Raw genomic sequence first — 14,952 nt, forward strand, 5'->3', positions numbered from 1 at the left:
GGAGTGGCGGCGCGGCCGTGTGTGCGCCGTGTGTGCACACGAGAAGGCAGAATCGGACCGGAACCGGTCGGAAGTCGACCGGTGGTGAGCGAGAGGCAGCGGCATGACGGGCGGGCATGGCGACCAGCGGACGACGGACAGAGCTGCCGGCTGGAAGGAGACCGCTTCCACGTACGCACTGCTGCCGCTGCGGCTCTTCCTCGGCGTGACCTTCGTCTACGCGGCCTTCGACAAACTCTCCGACTCCCACTACCTGGCCGGCGCCGGGGACGCGGCGTCCTTCTACTCCCAGACCCAGGCGGTCAAGGGGAGCAGCCCGATCGGCTTCCTGCTCGGCCCGGCGCTGTCCGCGCCGACCCTCTTCGGCCTGCTGATCGCCTTCGGCGAGCTGGCGGTCGGCCTCGGCACCCTGTTCGGCCTCTGGGGCCGGGTCGCCGCGGCCGGCGGCGCCGCGCTCAGCGCCACCCTCTGGCTGACCGTCAGCTGGGGCGTCAGCCCGTACTACCTGGGCAACGACCTCGCCTACCTCTTCGCGTGGACGCCGCTGCTGCTGGCCGGCACCCCGTACCTCTCGGTCGACGGCTACCTGGCCGCCCGGGCGCGGCGCGACCGGCGCCGGGGCCTGGACGACGCCGCGGTGCGCCGGCGCTCACTGCTCGACGGCGGCATCGCGGCGGTCGCGCTCGGCGGCGCCGGGCTGCTGGCCGGCTCGCTGACCGCCACCTTCGTCCGGAAGAAGGACACCGCCCCGGTCGCGGCCACGCCCGGCTCCACCGCCCCGGCGCCGGCCGCGTCCGGTGGCGCGTCGGGCGGGGCCTCCGGCGGGGCGAAGGTGACCGTGGCGGCCGCCTCGGTGCCGGTCGGCGGCTCGGCGCAGGTGCAGGAGCCCGGGACGGGCGACGCGGTGTACATCGTGCAGCCGACCGCCGGCCAGTACTGCGGCTTCTCCTCGATCTGCACCCACTCCGGCTGCACCGTCAACGCGCCGAAGAACGGCGAGCTGTACTGCCCGTGCCACGGCTCCAAGTTCAATGCCACCACCGGAGCGGTGATCACCGGCCCGGCCACCAAGCCGCTGCCCAAGTACACCGTCACCAAGAACGGCGACCAGCTGGAGCTCGGCGCCAAGCAGAGCTGACCCGGGCCCCGGCGGGTCAGCGGCCGCGGCCCCGCCGGGCCATCGCCACCACCGCCCCGCCGAGGCCGGCGGCCATCAGCGTCACCACCGCGACCGGCACCACCAGGTGCCCGGCCACCTCGTGGTCGGTCGCCGCCGCGACCAGGTACAGCACCGCGATCCCGGTGAACAGCACCCCCGCGACCAGCGAGAACAGGTCGAACCCGTGCTTCCTCATCCCTGTACCACCTCAGCGTCGCCGAGCCCGACCAGCACCGTGAGGTCGAGCGTTCCCTTGGCGGCCTGACCGCCCGTCGGATGGAGCTGCACGTCCCGGTCGGTGCCGCCGCCGGAGATCTTCTCCCCGCCGGGCAGCGTCACCTCGCCCAGGCCGTTGCGGACCGTCAGCCGCACCTCCACGTCGTCCGGCACGGTCACCGTCAGATCGCCGGCGCCGAGGCGGACCTCGGTGGTGAGCGTCGCGCCCGCCGGGTCGAGCCCGGACAGGTCCAGCTTCACGTCGCCCGCGCCCAGGCTGTAGTGCGGCTGCAGCTCGGCCGCCGACGTCACCGTCCAGTTCCGGTCGCCGAAGGTCGAGTCGACCGTCGCCGCCGAACCCGCCGCCCCGGCCAGCGCCAGCGTCAGCACCATCGCCGGCACGGCCAGCCCCCGCACCCGGCCCCACCGGGTGCCGACCAGCATCGCCAGGCCGAGCGGCAGCAGCGCCGCCGCCAGCACCGCCGTGAGCGGCAGACCCGGGTGGTCGCGGCCGACCAGGAACGCCGCCGTGCCCGCCCCGATCGAGGCCAGCACCGCCAGCGGACCCAGGTACGAGCGGTGCCTCACCACCTTCACCGGCGCCGCGGCCCCGCCCTCCGCGTCGAGCGGCCGCTTGCGCAGCGGGTCGCCCTCCGGCAGGTCGGTCCGCTGCCACCAGGCCTGCGCCGGAGCCCCGGGCGGCGGCGTCGTCCCCTGGTACGGGTTGCGCTCCGGGTGCCGCGGGTCCCACAGGTAGCCGCTCGGACCGGCCGGCGGGGTGTCGGAGGGCACCTTGCCGCTCTCCCGGGCCTCGGCGTGCGCCCGGTGAGCCGCCGTCATCCGCTCGTGCACCTCCGACGCCCTCGCCTCCCACTCGTTGCGCAGGTCCGCCGAGAGCCGCCGGCCCCAGGTCGTCCAGTCCACCGGCTCGCCGGAGTCGGCCAGCCGGTCCCGCGGGCCCGGCGTGCTCGCACCGGGCCGGCCGTGGCCGGGCTCGCCGTGCGCCCGGCGGCGGCGCTCGGGGTCGTAGCGGACCGCCAGGAACACCAGGCCGCCGAGCAGCAGCAGCGGGAACAGCTGGTCGCCGTCGCCCATCGAGGAGAAGAACACCCCGGTGCCGATCACGGTCAGCAGCACCGCGCCGATCGACTGCCCGTCGACCCGGCCGGTCAGCACCCGCTGCACCTCGCTGCGGCCGTCGTCCCCGTCGGCGCCGACGGCCTCGCGCGGGACCACCAGCCAGGCCAGGCCGTACAGGAAGAGACCGAGGCCGCCGGTCAGCCCGAGCACCGCGACGACCACCCGGAAGACCACCGGGTCGATGTCCAGGTAGCGGCCGAGGCCGCCGCAGACGCCCGCCACCACCCGGTGCCGGGAGGAACGGGTCAACGGCGGTCGCGCCGGGGTCTCTTCGCGCTCGTTGTCAGGGGCGTCCGTCATACCCACCATCCTGGCCGCTCCGGCCGCGTTCTTTAACCGCCGGACGCCCCGGCCGGACCCTGAACTCTCCCTGATACCCGTATCAGGGCCGGACCCTGATGCGCCCGCACCCGCGCACCTGCGACCATCGGACCCGTGGCAGCACCCGACACCAGGCCGAGCGCCCCCGAGACCGCGGCGGGCGACCCCGCGACCGCCGAACCGCTCCCGTACCGCCGGCTCTACCGCAGCCCGCGCGGCCGGATCCTCGGCGGCGTCGCCCACGGCCTCGCGGTCCACCTCGGCCTGCCGGTCGCCTGGGTACGGATCGCCTTCATCCTGCTCTTCTTCACCGAGGGCATCGGCGCCCTGCTGTACGCGGCGTTCTGGGTCGTGGTGCCGCTCGGCATCGGCGAGCCCGCGCCCGGCAGCGCCGACCGCTGGGTCTACACCCGCGGCGGCTTCGTCCGGGCCGGCGCCGGCGAGGGCGGCGGCGAGATCAGCAAGGGCGCGCTCGGCCGCGCCGGGCGGCTGCGCGAACTGGTCCAGCGCTCCTTCCACGGCGAGACCGACCGCGACCCGGCGGCAGAACCCGGCGCCGTCGGGTCCGGCGACACCAAGCGCGGCGGCGGGCTCGGCCAACTGTTCGCCCTGCTCGCCCTGGTGATCGGCCTGATGGCGCTGCTCAGCGCCCTCGGCATCCAGACCGCCAAGCCGTACGTCTGGCCGCTGCTCGCCGTCGGCGTCGGCGTCGCCCTGGTCTGGCGGCAGGCCGACGACTCGCGCTGGCAGCGCTGGTTCGGCCTGGAGGACGGCAGCCGCAAGAGCCGCGCCTACCTGCGGATCGGTGCCGGCGTCCTGCTGGTCCTGGTCGGCATCGTGGTCTTCTTCATCCTCCAGGGCCACGCCTCCCCGCTCGCCCTGGTCATCGAGTCGATCGTCGCCGTCCTGGCCGGCTGCCTCGTCCTGGTCGGCCCGTACGCGCTGCGCCTGTGGCAGGACCTCGGCGACGAGCGCACCGCCCGCATCCGCGCCCAGGAGCGCGCCGAGATCGCCGCGCACGTCCACGACTCCGTCCTGCACACCCTCACCCTGATCCAGCGCCGCGCCGAGGACCCCAAGGAGGTCCTGCGCCTCGCCCGCGCCCAGGAACGCGAACTGCGGCTGTGGCTCTACCGCCCCGAGGCGGTCGCCGAGGCCGCGCCCGACACCATGGCCGAGCGCCTGCGCGAGGTCGTCGCCGAGGTCGAGGACCGGCACGGCGTCCCCGTCGAACTGGTCTGCGTCGGCGACTGCCCGATGGACGAGAAGATCTCCGCGCAGATGCAGGCCGCGAGGGAGGCGATGGTCAACGCGGCCAAGTACGGTGGCGGGGGACCGGTCCAGGTCTACGCGGAGGTCGAGGGGAGGACGGTGTCGGTGTTCGTTCGCGACCACGGCCCCGGCTTCGACCCCGACGACCTGCCCGAGGACCGGATGGGCGTACGCGAGTCGATCATCGGCCGGATGAGGCGCAACGGGGGCACCGCCAAGGTGCGGCCCGCGCCGGACGGCGGCACCGAGGTCGAGCTGGAGATGGAGAGGGCAGATGACTGAGTCCGGCGTTGAGACCGCCGTGGAACCGGGACGCACCGCACGCGTGGTCCTGGTCGACGACCACCGCATGTTCCGGACCGGCGTGCGCGCCGAGATCGGCCGCACCGAGACCACCGGCATCGACGTGGTCGGCGAGGCCGACGACGTCGAGTCCGCGGTCCAGGTGGTCGCCGAGACCCGGCCCGACGTGGTCCTGCTCGACGTCCACCTGCCCGGCGGCGGTGGTGTCGAGGTACTGCGCCGCTCCGCCCCGCTGATGGGCGAGTCCGGCGGCGTCCGCTTCCTCGCGCTCTCCGTCTCCGACGCCGCCGAGGACGTCATCGGCGTCATCCGCGGCGGCGCCCGCGGCTACGTCACCAAGACCATCACCGGTACCGACCTGGTCAACGCGATCTTCCGGATCGCCGACGGCGACGCGGTCTTCTCCCCGCGGCTGGCCGGCTTCGTCCTCGACGCCTTCGCCGCCACCGACACCCCGCCGGTCGACGAGGACCTCGACCGCCTCACCCAGCGCGAGCGCGAGGTGCTGCGCCTGATCGCCCGCGGCTACGCGTACAAGGAGATCGCCAAGCAGCTCTTCATCTCGGTGAAGACCGTCGAGAGCCACGTCTCCGCCGTGCTGCGCAAGCTCCAGCTGAGCAACCGTCACGAGCTGACCCGCTGGGCCGCTGCCCGCCGCCTGGTCTGACCGGGGTCCGGCCCGGGGTCCGACCGGGGGCCGACCGGGGGCCGACCGGGGTGGTGCGGCGGACGGGCCGTCAGGCCGGTCGCACCGCCCCGGCGAAGGGCATCACGTCGATGGACTCGTAGCGGACCGGGGCGCCCGGGTGCGGGGCGTGGATCATCCGGCCGTTGCCGGTGTAGAGGCCGACGTGGCTGATCCCGGAGAAGAAGAACACCAGGTCGCCCGGCTGCAGCTGGTCGCGGGTGACCCGGGGCGCGGCCGCGATCTGGGACCAGGTGGTGCGGGGGAGCGAGACGCCGGCGCTCCGCCAGGCCGCCTGGACCAGGCCGGAGCAGTCGTACGAGTCCGGGCCGGTGGCGCCCCACACGTAGGGCTTGCCGAGCTGGGCGCGGGCGAACGCGATGGCCTGGGCCGCCCGCGCGTCGGTGACCGGGACCAGGGCGTCGAGGGCGGTGGCGGTCAGCGCGTCGATGCCGGTACCGGTGTCGAGCAGGGCGCGGGCGCCGCTGCGGGAGGCCCGGGCGACAGCGGCGCGCTGGGCCGGGTCGAGGCGGGCGAGCAGGGTCTGGGTCTCGGCAAGCCGCCGCTGCACCTCGGCCTTCTGGCCGGCCAGGCGCTGCTGCCGCTCGGCGAGGTCGGCCAGCCTGGCCCGGGCCTCGGCGGCCCGGTCGCGGGCGGCGGCCTGCTGGCGGCCGAACTGCCGCAGCGCCTCCTGCTCGGCCTGGCCGGCCTGCCCGAGCCGGGCGGAGCGCTCCAGGAACTCCTGCGGGTCGTCGGAGAGGGCCAGCTGCATCGCGGCGGAGAAGCCGCCGCTGCGGTACTGCTCGGCGGCGACGGCGCCGAGCCGCGTCCTGGCCTCCTCCGCCTCGGAGGTGCGCCGGGCCAGCTCGTCCTGGAGCTGGGTGACCTGCCGCTGCAGGGTGTCGATCTCGTCCTTGGTGCCGTCGTACTGCTGGGTGGCCTGCTCGGCCTGCTGGTACGCCTCGTCGATCCGGGCGGCGATCTGGTCCGGACCCGCGACCGGCTCGGCGTGGGCGGCCGGCGCCAGCGTGCCGGTGACCGCGGCGGCCCCGGCGGCGGTGGTGAGGGCGAGGACACGGGTGCGACGGACCGGGGCGGGCTTGCGGTGGCGGTTGCCGATCGGTTTTTTGTGCGACGCCATGGCGGCGCTCTCCTTTCGAGCCGGCCCGCGCGGGTGGTTCCGGGGTGGGCGGTCCGGCGATGGGAGGGCGACGCTAGCCGTCCGCGGCGCGCGACAGGCCGTACGTCACGGGCGTGATCGCAATCCTGCGGAACTGTCCGTTCCTGTCCGCGGCGGTGGCGGGGAGGGCGCGGGCGGCGACCGGTTCGGGTGGCCGGGGCGACCGGAGATGAAGGGCCTCCGGGCTGTCGGCGGCGGGCCATAGACTCGGAGTGCCATGAGTAGCCTCTTTGACGACCTCCCGCTCCCCGGTTTCGAGGACCCCGCCGTCGGGTCTAGCCGTCCCGCCGCCGAGCCCGTGCCCTACGACGAGGAGCCCCCGTACGAGGAGGCTCCGCCCTACGACGCCGTGCCCTACGACGCCGTGCCGTTCGAGGAGGAGATCCCCGGGGATCTGTTCCAGACGGACTTCGCCGCGCAGGACGAGCGCGACGCCTTCTACCGCAACGGCGCCGCCCGGCCGGTGATCGACCCGGCGCAGCTGCTGGAGGGCATGAACGACCCGCAGCGCGAGGCGGTGCTGCACCACGGCTCGCCGGTGCTCATCGTGGCGGGCGCCGGCTCGGGCAAGACCCGGGTGCTGACCCACCGGATCGCCCACCTGCTGGCCGCGCGCGGCGTGCAGCCCGGCGAGATCCTGGCGATCACCTTCACCAACAAGGCCGCCGGCGAGATGCGCGAGCGGGTGGAGGCCCTGGTCGGGCCGCGGGCCCGGGCGATGTGGGTGTCCACCTTCCACAGCGCGTGCGTGCGGATCCTGCGCCGCGAGTCCAAGCTGCTCGGCTTCACGTCCAGCTTCTCGATCTACGACGCGGCCGACTCGCAGCGGCTGATGGCCCTGGTCTGCCGCGACCTCGACCTCGATCCCAAGCAGTTCCCGCCGAAGTCCTTCACCGCGAAGATCAGCAACCTGAAGAACGAGCTGATCGACGAGGAGACGTACGCCGACCAGGCCGCCAACCCGATGGAGAAGAAGCTCGCCGAGGCGTACTTCCTCTACCAGCGGCGGCTGCGCGAGGCCAACGCCCTCGACTTCGACGACATCATCATGACCACGGTGAACCTGCTGCAGGCGTTCCCGGACGTCGCCGAGCACTACCGGCGCCGCTTCCGGCACATCCTGGTCGACGAGTACCAGGACACCAACCACGCCCAGTACACGCTGGTCCGCGAGCTCAGCGGCGGCACCGCCGCGCACACGCCGAAGCTCACCGTCGACGGCGACTTCGTGAACCCGGCGGACGCCCGGCTCGCCCAGATCCCCCCCGCCGAGCTCTGCGTGGTCGGCGACGCCGACCAGTCGATCTACGCCTTCCGCGGCGCGACCATCCGCAACATCCTCCAGTTCGAGGAGGACTACCCGAACGCGACCACGATCCTGCTGGAGCAGAACTACCGCTCCACCCAGACCATCCTGAGCGCCGCCAACGCCGTCATCGAGCGCAACACCAACCGGCGCAAGAAGAACCTCTGGACGGCGGGCGACCAGGGCGAGCAGGTGGTCGGGTACGTCGCCGACGACGAGCACGGCGAGGCGCAGTTCATCGCCGACGAGATCGACCGGCTGACCGACGCCAAGGACGCCCGCCCCGGCGACGTGGCGATCTTCTACCGGACCAACGCGCAGTCCCGCGTCTTCGAAGAGGTGTTCATCCGGGTCGGCCTGCCGTACAAGGTGGTCGGCGGCGTGCGCTTCTACGAGCGCAAGGAGGTCAAGGACGTCCTCGCCTACCTGCGGGTGCTGTCCAACCCCGAGGACACCGTGCCGCTGCGCCGCATCCTCAACGTGCCCAAGCGTGGCATCGGCGAGCGCGCCGAGGCGATGATCGACGCCCTCGCGGCGCGCGAGCGGATCAGCTTCGCGCAGGCGCTGGTCCGGGTCGACGAGGCGTACGGGATGGCCGCACGCTCCGCCAACGCGGTGCGGAAGTTCAACGAACTGCTGGCCGGGCTCCGGCAGGTCGTCGAGTCCGGCGCCGGGCCGGCCGCCGTGCTGGAGGCGGTGCTGGAGGAGACCGGCTACCTGGCCGAACTCCAGGCCTCCACCGACCCGCAGGACGAGACCCGGGTGGAGAACCTCCAGGAGCTCGCCTCGGTCGCCCTCGAGTACGAGAAGGACCCCGGCGAGCGCCCCGAGGGCGAGGGCGACGACGGCCCGCCGGTCGGCTCGCTCGCCGACTTCCTGGAGCGGGTCGCCCTGGTCGCCGACTCCGACCAGATCCCGGAGGACGACGAGGACGGGTCCGGGGTCATCACGATGATGACCCTGCACACCGCCAAGGGCCTGGAGTTCCCGGTGGTCTTCCTGACCGGCATGGAGGACGGGATCTTCCCGCACATGCGCGCCCTCAACCAGGTCAAGGAGCTGGAGGAGGAGCGCCGGCTCGCCTACGTCGGGCTCACCCGCGCCCGGCAGCGGCTCTACCTGACCCGGTCGGTGCTGCGCAGCGCCTGGGGGCAGCCCTCGTACAACCCCGCCTCGCGGTTCCTGGAGGAGATCCCGGACTCGCTGGTGCAGTGGAAGCGCACCGGCGCCGCGTCGGCGCCGCCCTCCCGGCTCACCGGCGGGTCGTACGGCTCGTACGGCGGGTCCTCGGGCGGTTCCGGCGGCTCGGGCGGTTCTGGCGGTTCGCGGGGCGGCGGGCGGATGTCGGGCGGCGGCGCGCACGCCGCGCCGAAGGCCGGCTGGGGCAAGTCCGCGCGCACCGTCGCCGACCGGGACGTCGTCGCGCTCGCCGTCGGCGACCGGGTCACCCACGACACCTTCGGCCTCGGCACGGTCGTCGCCACCCAGGGCGTCGGCGACAAGGCCCAGGCCACCGTCGACTTCGGCTCCGCCGGGCGCAAGCAGCTCCTGCTGCGCTACGCGCCGGTGGAGAAGCTGTAGCGGAGCACCGGCCGGCCCGGTAGCCGGTCGGGCGCTCGCTCGGCGCGCGGTCGGTCGGTGGTCGGCGGTGGTCGGTGGTTGGTGGTCGGCCGTGGTGGTCAGTGGTCTGCCGTGGTCGGTCAGCGGTCGGTCAGCGGTCGGTCAGCGGGGGTCCAGGCCGTGGCCGAGCAGCCACGGGACGGGGTCGACCGGGTTCTCGCCCTCCGGCCGGACCTCGAAGTGGAGGTGCGGCCCGGTGCTGTTGCCGGTGGACCCCGAGTAGGCGATCACGTCGCCCGCCCGGACGGGGCCCTTGCGCACCCGGTACGACCGCAGGTGGCCGTACCAGGTCTGGGTGCCGTCCGGCGCGGTGACCGTCGCCAGGTAGCCGTACGCGCTGCTCCACCGGGTGGAGACGGTGCCGTCGGTGACCGCCCGGACCGGCGTGCCGGTGGCCACCGGGAAGTCGATGCCGGTGTGCCGGGCGGTCCAGTGCGCGCCGGTCTGTCCGAAGCCGGCGCTGAGCCCGTGCTGCTCGACCGGCAGCGCGTAGCGCGGCCGGACGGCCTCGGCCTCGGCCGCGGCCTGCGCCTCGCGCTGGGCCAGGGCGGCGCGGTCGGCCCGCTCGCGGTCGGCACGCTGGGCCTCCCGGCGGGCGAGCTGCCGGCGGACGGCCTCCTGCTGTTCGGCCCGCTGCTCGGCCTGGTGCCGTCCGGCCCCGCCGAGTTCGGGACCGGCGAGTCCGGTGCCGGCACGGGCACCGGTGGCGCCGTTCTCGCCCCGGCCGGGGGAGGGGGTGGGGTGGTCGGCGGTCCGCTGGTGCACCACCACGGCGGCCGCGGCGAACACGCCGAGGGTCGCCGCCGAGGGCAGCGCCACGGTCAGGACGGCCGTCCGGGTCGCGCTGCGGGCGCGGGCGCGTCGCTCGGCCCGGAGTTCGCTGCGGTTTCCGGTGCGGGTGGTCGGTGCCATGGTGCCGCCTCGGGGAGGTGCTGCCGAATCAGGAGAAATCAGCCGAGACTGTAGTCCTTTGCGGTCAGAGCGGACAAAGTGTGCATCTCAGCAGGCGTGGCGCTCCGTCAGCTCCGGCGTCAGCTCCGGCCCGGAGAGCGCGTGCCGGACCAGGGCGAGCGTCAGCGGGTGTGCGGGCAGGGCGAGATGGCCGACGCCCGGGACCATCAGATTGTCGGACGGCAGGTCCGGGTGGCGGATCCAGGCGCTGCGACGGGGCACCACCACCTCGTCCAACTCGGCGGCGAGCGCGGTGAACCGGGCGGTGCAGCCCGGCGCCGGCCGCCGCAGCTCGACCAGCAGATCGCTGCCCGGGCGCAGCTGGCGGGTGATCGGCAGCAGCGCGGGCAGCCGTGCGACGGCCGTGCCCTCGTGCGGGGTCGCGAGGGTGACCACGTGCGGGGCGAGGCCCGCCCCGCCGAGGCGTTGGACGTAGTACCGGGCGATCAGGCCGCCCAGGCTGTGCCCGATCAGGGTGACCGGGCGGCCGTCGTGCGCGCGGGCCGCCCACTCGACGTGCCGGGCGAGCAGGACGGCGGCGGCCCGGACGTCGGCGGTCAGCGGCGAGTGGTTGAGGGCGTGCAGGTGCGTCCAGCCGTGCCGGTGCAGGTGGCGCAGCAGCGGGCCGAAGACCGCGCGGTTGTCCACCAGGCCGTGCAGCAGCAGGACCGGGCCGTGGTGCGGCGGGGCGGTGACCGGCCGGGCCGGGCACACGGCGGCGACCGTACGGTTGCCGCCCACGCCGGTGGGGTAGCGGAGCAGGTGCTGGGCGAGCGCGGCCGCTTCGCCGCCCGCGCCCCGGAGCGCGGCGGTGGTCCGGCCGAACGGGATGGTCATCGGCTCTCCCGGGGTGGGGCTTTGATTTTCCCCGCGCCTCGGCAGCCGGAAACGGCGAACCGGCCCGGCGGGCGCCGCCCGCCGCCCGGCCCGGAGGGAACCCGTCGGTACGGGAGTCGTGGACGGCAGCGGTCAGGAGGCAGCGATGGGTGTGTCGGGGCCGATCCGTGTCGTGGTCGCCAAGCCGGGGCCGGACGGCCACGACCACGGCCACGACCGCGGGGCGAAGGTCATCGCCCGCGCGCTGCGCGACGCCGGCATGGAGGTCGTCTGCACCGGCCTGCACCAGACGCCGGAGCAGATCGTCGGCACGGCGATCCAGGAGGACGCGGACGGCATCGGGCTCTCCGTCCTCTCCGGTACGCACATGACGCTCTGCGCCGAGGTCGTCGAGCTGCTCCGCGAGGGGGACGCCGAGGACATCACGGTGTTCTGCGGCGGGATCGTCCCGGACGAGGACATCGCCGAGCTGAAGGCCCTCGGCGTCGCCGAGGTCTTCACGCCCGGCACCTCCACCCGGGCCGTGGTGAGCTGGGTCGAGGCGAACCTGCGCCCGGCGGGCTGAGACCCGCCCGCGCGGCGGCGGCGGGGGGCCGGGGCGGATGCCCGACCCCCTTCGCGCCTCGTCCTGCGTCCGGTGCTCAGTACTTGGTACTTGGTGCTCAGTGCTCAGTGCGGCTGCCCGGTGAGCTCGTCGAGCATCGCGGCGCGGAAGCGCAGGGTGCCGGCCAGCCGGCCGAAGGTGTCCGCCCAGGCGGTGTCCGGCGAGGCGTCGGCGGCCAGCGCTTCCACCGCCGGCGCGGTCTCCGGGGCGAGCGCCCGCTCGGTCATGCCGAGGACCCCGCTGTGGCTCCACGGGTACGCCCCGGTGGTGGCGGCCCGCTCCAGCGCGGCCACCACGGCGGTGCTGAGCGGTGGCGTCCACGGCGTCGCGCAGGCGCCGAGCAGCTGGAAGGCATCGCCGAGCCCGTGGGTCCGGACGAACGCGGCCGTCCAGGTGGCGCGCTCGGCCGGGGGCAGGACGGCCAGCAGCCGGGCGGGCGCGCCCGGGGTGCGGTCGGCCCGGCCGGGCTTCGGCGCGGGCCCGAGCAGTGCCCGGGCCCAGGCCGCGTCCTGCTGGCGGACCGCCGCGCGGGCCCAGGCCTCGCGCAGGTCGTCCGTCCAGTCCGCGTCGCCGTCGGCGGCGGGCAGCCGCAGCAGCTCGTCGGGCGTCAGGCCGGTGTCCGCGGTCCACAGCGAGAGCGGGGCGGCGGCCACGATCTCGCCGAACCACCACGCCCGCTCGCCCCGGCCGGTCGGCGACTTGACGGGTATTCCGTCGTGCTGCATCGCGGCGTCGCACTCGGCGGGCGGGGTGACGAGGATCCGCCCGGGGGCGGGCTCCAGGTGGACGGCGGCCCGGGCGCGCTCGGCCATCCGGGCGGCGAGGGCGGAGCCGGGCAGGGTGGAGAGCAGCTCGGCGGCGGTGGCCCGGACGTTCTTCGAACGGTCCGCCAGGGCCGCCTCGACGAAGGGCTCGTCGGCGAGGGAGAGGCCGTCCTGCAGGGCGTCCAGGAAGAGCACCCTGTCCTCGGCGCGCTCGGTGGACCAGGTGGAGCGGAGCAGGGCCAGACCGGCGGCCGGATCCCGACGGCGCAGCCTGGTCAGGTGGGTGACCCGCTCGGCGAACAGGCCCTCCTGCCAGAGCTGGTCACCGCTCTCGGCGCCGCTCCGGCCGCCAGTGCCGCCAGTGCCGCCAGTGCCGCCCGCGTCGGCCGTGCCGGACCTGTCGGGCGCGTCGGGCGTGCCGGTGGGGTTGCCGGTGGCGGTCGGAGTGGCGGGCGCGGGTGTGGCTTCCGGGGCTTCCGCCGTCTCGGAGGTCTCGGCCGTTTCGGCGGTCTCGGCGACGGTGCGGGCGACGAAGCGCCACTCGGTGTTCCGCGCGGCGAGCCAGCGGCCGAGCGGGCCGGCCAGGGCGACCGCGTCGGGCCGCAGCTCGCTGCGGGCGCGGGCGGCGTCGAGCAGCGCCGGGACGAGTGCGGGCGGCAGCCGGTACCCGTGCTCGCGGGCGACGGTGAGCCACTGCGGCAGCAGCTCGGCCAGATTGGCGGTGGTGGCGGCGGACCGGCCGCTGACCAGGACGGAGAGCCGGCGGGCGGCGGCCTCGGGGACCTCCGGGCGCGGGTCGGCGGGTGCGGGCTCCGGCAGCTCGGGTGCCGGGTCGGCGAGCGCGCCGGCCCGGCGGCGGACGGCGGCGAGCGAGGCCAGGTCGAGCAGTGCGGTGGCCTGGTCGGTGCGGTCGATGGCGTCGGCGGCGGCCAGCAGCGCGGTGCTGCCGACCGGTGCGGGCAGCGGCCGCCGGTCGGTGCCGAGCAGGGCGGTGGTGCGCAGCTCGGCCCAGTCGTCGCCGACGGGCGCGGCGGCCGGCGTGGCGGTGGCGGCGGTGGTCACGGGCGGGCTCCGATCGACGGGCGGGCCCCGACCGGACGGCGGGCCCCGGGCGCCGGGCGGCGGGGGGAGGCGGACGTCGGCCGGCGGGTGGCGGGCGCGGTGCCCGGGCCGGGGGCCGGACGGCCGGCGACGGCCGACGCCTCGCGGTGGCGGACGGTGCGCCACCTGCGGCTCCAGCCGGTGGCGGTGGGCATGAGGTGGGTCGTCACTGGCTCACTCCGATCGGTCGGGCGGACTGCGTCCAGGCGGTGACGGGGGCGAAGCCGGCGTGGCCGCACTCGCCGAAGAGGGTGACCGGGTGGCCGGCCGAGACGGCGGCCAGCCGCCACAGGGCCGACTCGGGCACCGAGCCGGGGCGGATGCGCAGGGCCCGGTGGCCGTCCGTCAGCTGCCAGCCGTCCGGCCCGAGGACCGGGACCACGCCGGTGAGGACGGTGGGCCAGGCGTCCAGCCAGGGGTCGTCGGCGACGGCGGAGCCGTACTCGACCATCGCCTCGGCGGGGGACAGCCCGACCGGCGGCTCGGCCGGACCGGCCTCGGGCGTGCCGTACCGGGTGCCGAGGACGGCGCGCAGCTGCCGGGCGCCGGGGTGGAAGGCGAGCTCGGCCTCGACCGTCTGCCCGGTGGGCAGGGCGAGGTCGGGGGCCTGACCGGGCCGGCCGAAAGCGAGCAGCAGGGCGTTGCGGCCGGTCTTGGCGCCGCGCAGCCACAGCCGCCGGGTGGTGAGCCGCTCGTCGGCCGTGTCGCGGCTGCCGAGGACGTGCCAGCGGTCGCGGACGGTGGGGCCGGCCAGCAGCTCGGCGGAGTCGGCGGTGAAGCCGACGCGGGTGCGGACGGTGGCCGCCAGCGGGGCTGGCAGGGTGTCGATCCGGCCGTAGGCGCCGGCCAGCAGGTGCAGCATCGCGTACTCCTCCAGCAGGCTCTCCTGCGGTGCGTCGGCCAGCTCGCGGACCCGGCCGGCCAGGCCGGGGGCCTGGGCGTCGACCATGCGGGCCGCGACCTCCTCCCAGACGCCGGGCGGGGTGGGCTCGGCGAGGCCGCGCCGGATGTCGTCGGCCAGGCGCAGCCGCAGCTCCTGGGCGCCCGCGGCGACCCGGGCGGCCCGCCGCTCGGCCCGGCGGCCGGCGGCGGCCGGGTCGGCCTCGGTGGCCCTGGTCTGCTGCCGGGCGGCCTTCTGCTCGGCGGCCCGGCGGCGCCCGCCGGTCCACTCGGCGACCCACTCGGGCGGCTCGGAACCCTCCTGGACCGCCTCCGGGCTGCCGCTCCACAGCAGGAGCAGCCCGAGGGCGTGCTTGCACGGGAACTTCCGGCTGGGGCAGCTGCACGTGTACGCGGGCGTGCCGAGCTCGACGGCCGTCCGGTACGGCGTGCTGCCGCTGCCCTTGCACTGGCCCCACAGGACGCCCTCGCCCCAGCCGGTCTCGGACCAGGGCGCGGGGGCGGACAGCTTGCCGGCGGCCTTCCGGGAGGCCGGGTCGGGGGCGAGGGACAGGACGTGTTCGGTGCTCCAGCGTTCCTCCATGGCCACGACG

At 75.6% G+C, this 14,952-nt stretch carries 13 protein-coding genes; 5 read left to right on the top strand and 8 right to left on the bottom strand.

Going from position 1 to position 14,952, the window contains the following annotated elements:
• Positions 1–103 precede the first annotated feature (103 nt).
• Positions 104–1,138 (top strand): Rieske 2Fe-2S domain-containing protein, encoded by a 1,035-nt coding sequence (locus tag ACGFX4_RS05635; RefSeq protein WP_393070520.1) that lies wholly within the window; start codon positions 104–106, stop codon positions 1,136–1,138.
• Between the two features lie 16 nt (positions 1,139–1,154).
• Here the strand turns inward: ACGFX4_RS05635 and ACGFX4_RS05640 are convergent, their stop codons facing one another.
• Positions 1,155–1,355, bottom strand: a complete 201-nt coding sequence (locus ACGFX4_RS05640; RefSeq protein ID WP_393070522.1) for a hypothetical protein — start codon at positions 1,353–1,355, stop codon at positions 1,155–1,157.
• Positions 1,352–2,815 carry a PspC domain-containing protein gene (locus ACGFX4_RS05645; RefSeq protein WP_393070524.1) on the bottom strand — a complete coding sequence of 488 codons (1,464 nt, stop codon included), beginning with the start codon at positions 2,813–2,815 and terminating at the stop codon, positions 1,352–1,354. The genes ACGFX4_RS05640 and ACGFX4_RS05645 overlap by 4 nt, the downstream gene beginning before the upstream one ends.
• Positions 2,816–2,950: 135 nt before the next feature.
• Between ACGFX4_RS05645 and ACGFX4_RS05650 the strand changes: the two genes are divergently transcribed.
• Positions 2,951–4,390 carry a PspC domain-containing protein gene (locus tag ACGFX4_RS05650; RefSeq protein WP_393070526.1) on the top strand — a complete coding sequence of 480 codons (1,440 nt, stop codon included), beginning with the start codon at positions 2,951–2,953 and terminating at the stop codon, positions 4,388–4,390.
• The gene (locus ACGFX4_RS05655; protein ID WP_393070528.1) at positions 4,383–5,078 is read left to right on the top strand and encodes a LuxR C-terminal-related transcriptional regulator; all 696 of its coding nucleotides are present in this window, start codon (positions 4,383–4,385) and stop codon (positions 5,076–5,078) included. Before ACGFX4_RS05650 ends, ACGFX4_RS05655 begins: the two co-directional genes overlap by 8 nt.
• 70 nt (positions 5,079–5,148) lie before the next feature.
• Here ACGFX4_RS05655 and ACGFX4_RS05660 read toward each other — a convergent pair whose 3' ends face one another.
• Positions 5,149–6,237 (bottom strand): NlpC/P60 family protein, encoded by a 1,089-nt coding sequence (locus tag ACGFX4_RS05660; RefSeq protein WP_393070530.1) that lies wholly within the window; start codon positions 6,235–6,237, stop codon positions 5,149–5,151.
• 256 nt (positions 6,238–6,493) lie between these two features.
• Here ACGFX4_RS05660 and pcrA point away from each other — a divergent pair, with 256 nt between their 5' ends.
• Positions 6,494–9,163: a DNA helicase PcrA gene (pcrA, locus tag ACGFX4_RS05665; protein ID WP_393070532.1), complete on the top strand. Its 2,670-nt coding sequence runs from the start codon at positions 6,494–6,496 to the stop codon at positions 9,161–9,163.
• A 141-nt stretch (positions 9,164–9,304) separates the two neighbouring features.
• Here pcrA and ACGFX4_RS05670 read toward each other — a convergent pair whose 3' ends face one another.
• Both ACGFX4_RS05670 and ACGFX4_RS05675 read right to left on the bottom strand, forming a co-directional pair.
• Positions 9,305–10,114, bottom strand: coding sequence for a M23 family metallopeptidase (locus ACGFX4_RS05670; protein WP_393070534.1), 810 nt, complete (start codon positions 10,112–10,114; stop codon positions 9,305–9,307).
• Positions 10,115–10,201: 87 nt separating this feature from the next.
• Complete coding sequence (locus tag ACGFX4_RS05675; RefSeq protein ID WP_393070536.1) at positions 10,202–10,990, bottom strand: esterase/lipase family protein; 789 nt, start codon at positions 10,988–10,990, stop codon at positions 10,202–10,204.
• A gap of 145 nt (positions 10,991–11,135) precedes the next feature.
• On the opposite strand from ACGFX4_RS05675, the gene ACGFX4_RS05680 reads away from it, so the two are divergent.
• A complete protein-coding gene (locus ACGFX4_RS05680; protein WP_393070538.1) occupies positions 11,136–11,555 on the top strand; it encodes a cobalamin B12-binding domain-containing protein in 420 nt (139 codons plus the stop codon).
• Between the two features lie 104 nt (positions 11,556–11,659).
• Here the strand turns inward: ACGFX4_RS05680 and ACGFX4_RS05685 are convergent, their stop codons facing one another.
• The 3 genes from ACGFX4_RS05685 to ACGFX4_RS05695 are packed head-to-tail and all read right to left on the bottom strand — an operon-like array spanning position 11,660 to position 14,942.
• On the bottom strand, positions 11,660–13,420 hold the full coding sequence (locus ACGFX4_RS05685; protein ID WP_393070540.1) for a DUF5691 domain-containing protein: 1,761 nt from the start codon (positions 13,418–13,420) through the stop codon (positions 11,660–11,662).
• Positions 13,417–13,629 carry a hypothetical protein gene (locus ACGFX4_RS05690; protein WP_393070542.1) on the bottom strand — a complete coding sequence of 71 codons (213 nt, stop codon included), beginning with the start codon at positions 13,627–13,629 and terminating at the stop codon, positions 13,417–13,419. The genes ACGFX4_RS05685 and ACGFX4_RS05690 overlap by 4 nt, the downstream gene beginning before the upstream one ends.
• On the bottom strand, positions 13,626–14,942 hold the full coding sequence (locus ACGFX4_RS05695) for an SWIM zinc finger domain-containing protein (protein ID WP_393070544.1): 1,317 nt from the start codon (positions 14,940–14,942) through the stop codon (positions 13,626–13,628). The genes ACGFX4_RS05690 and ACGFX4_RS05695 overlap by 4 nt, the downstream gene beginning before the upstream one ends.
• Positions 14,943–14,952 lie beyond the last annotated feature (10 nt).

The sequence above is a fragment of the Kitasatospora sp. NPDC048365 genome (genome assembly GCF_043200835.1).
GTDB classification, from domain to species: domain Bacteria; phylum Actinomycetota; class Actinomycetes; order Streptomycetales; family Streptomycetaceae; genus Kitasatospora; species Kitasatospora terrestris.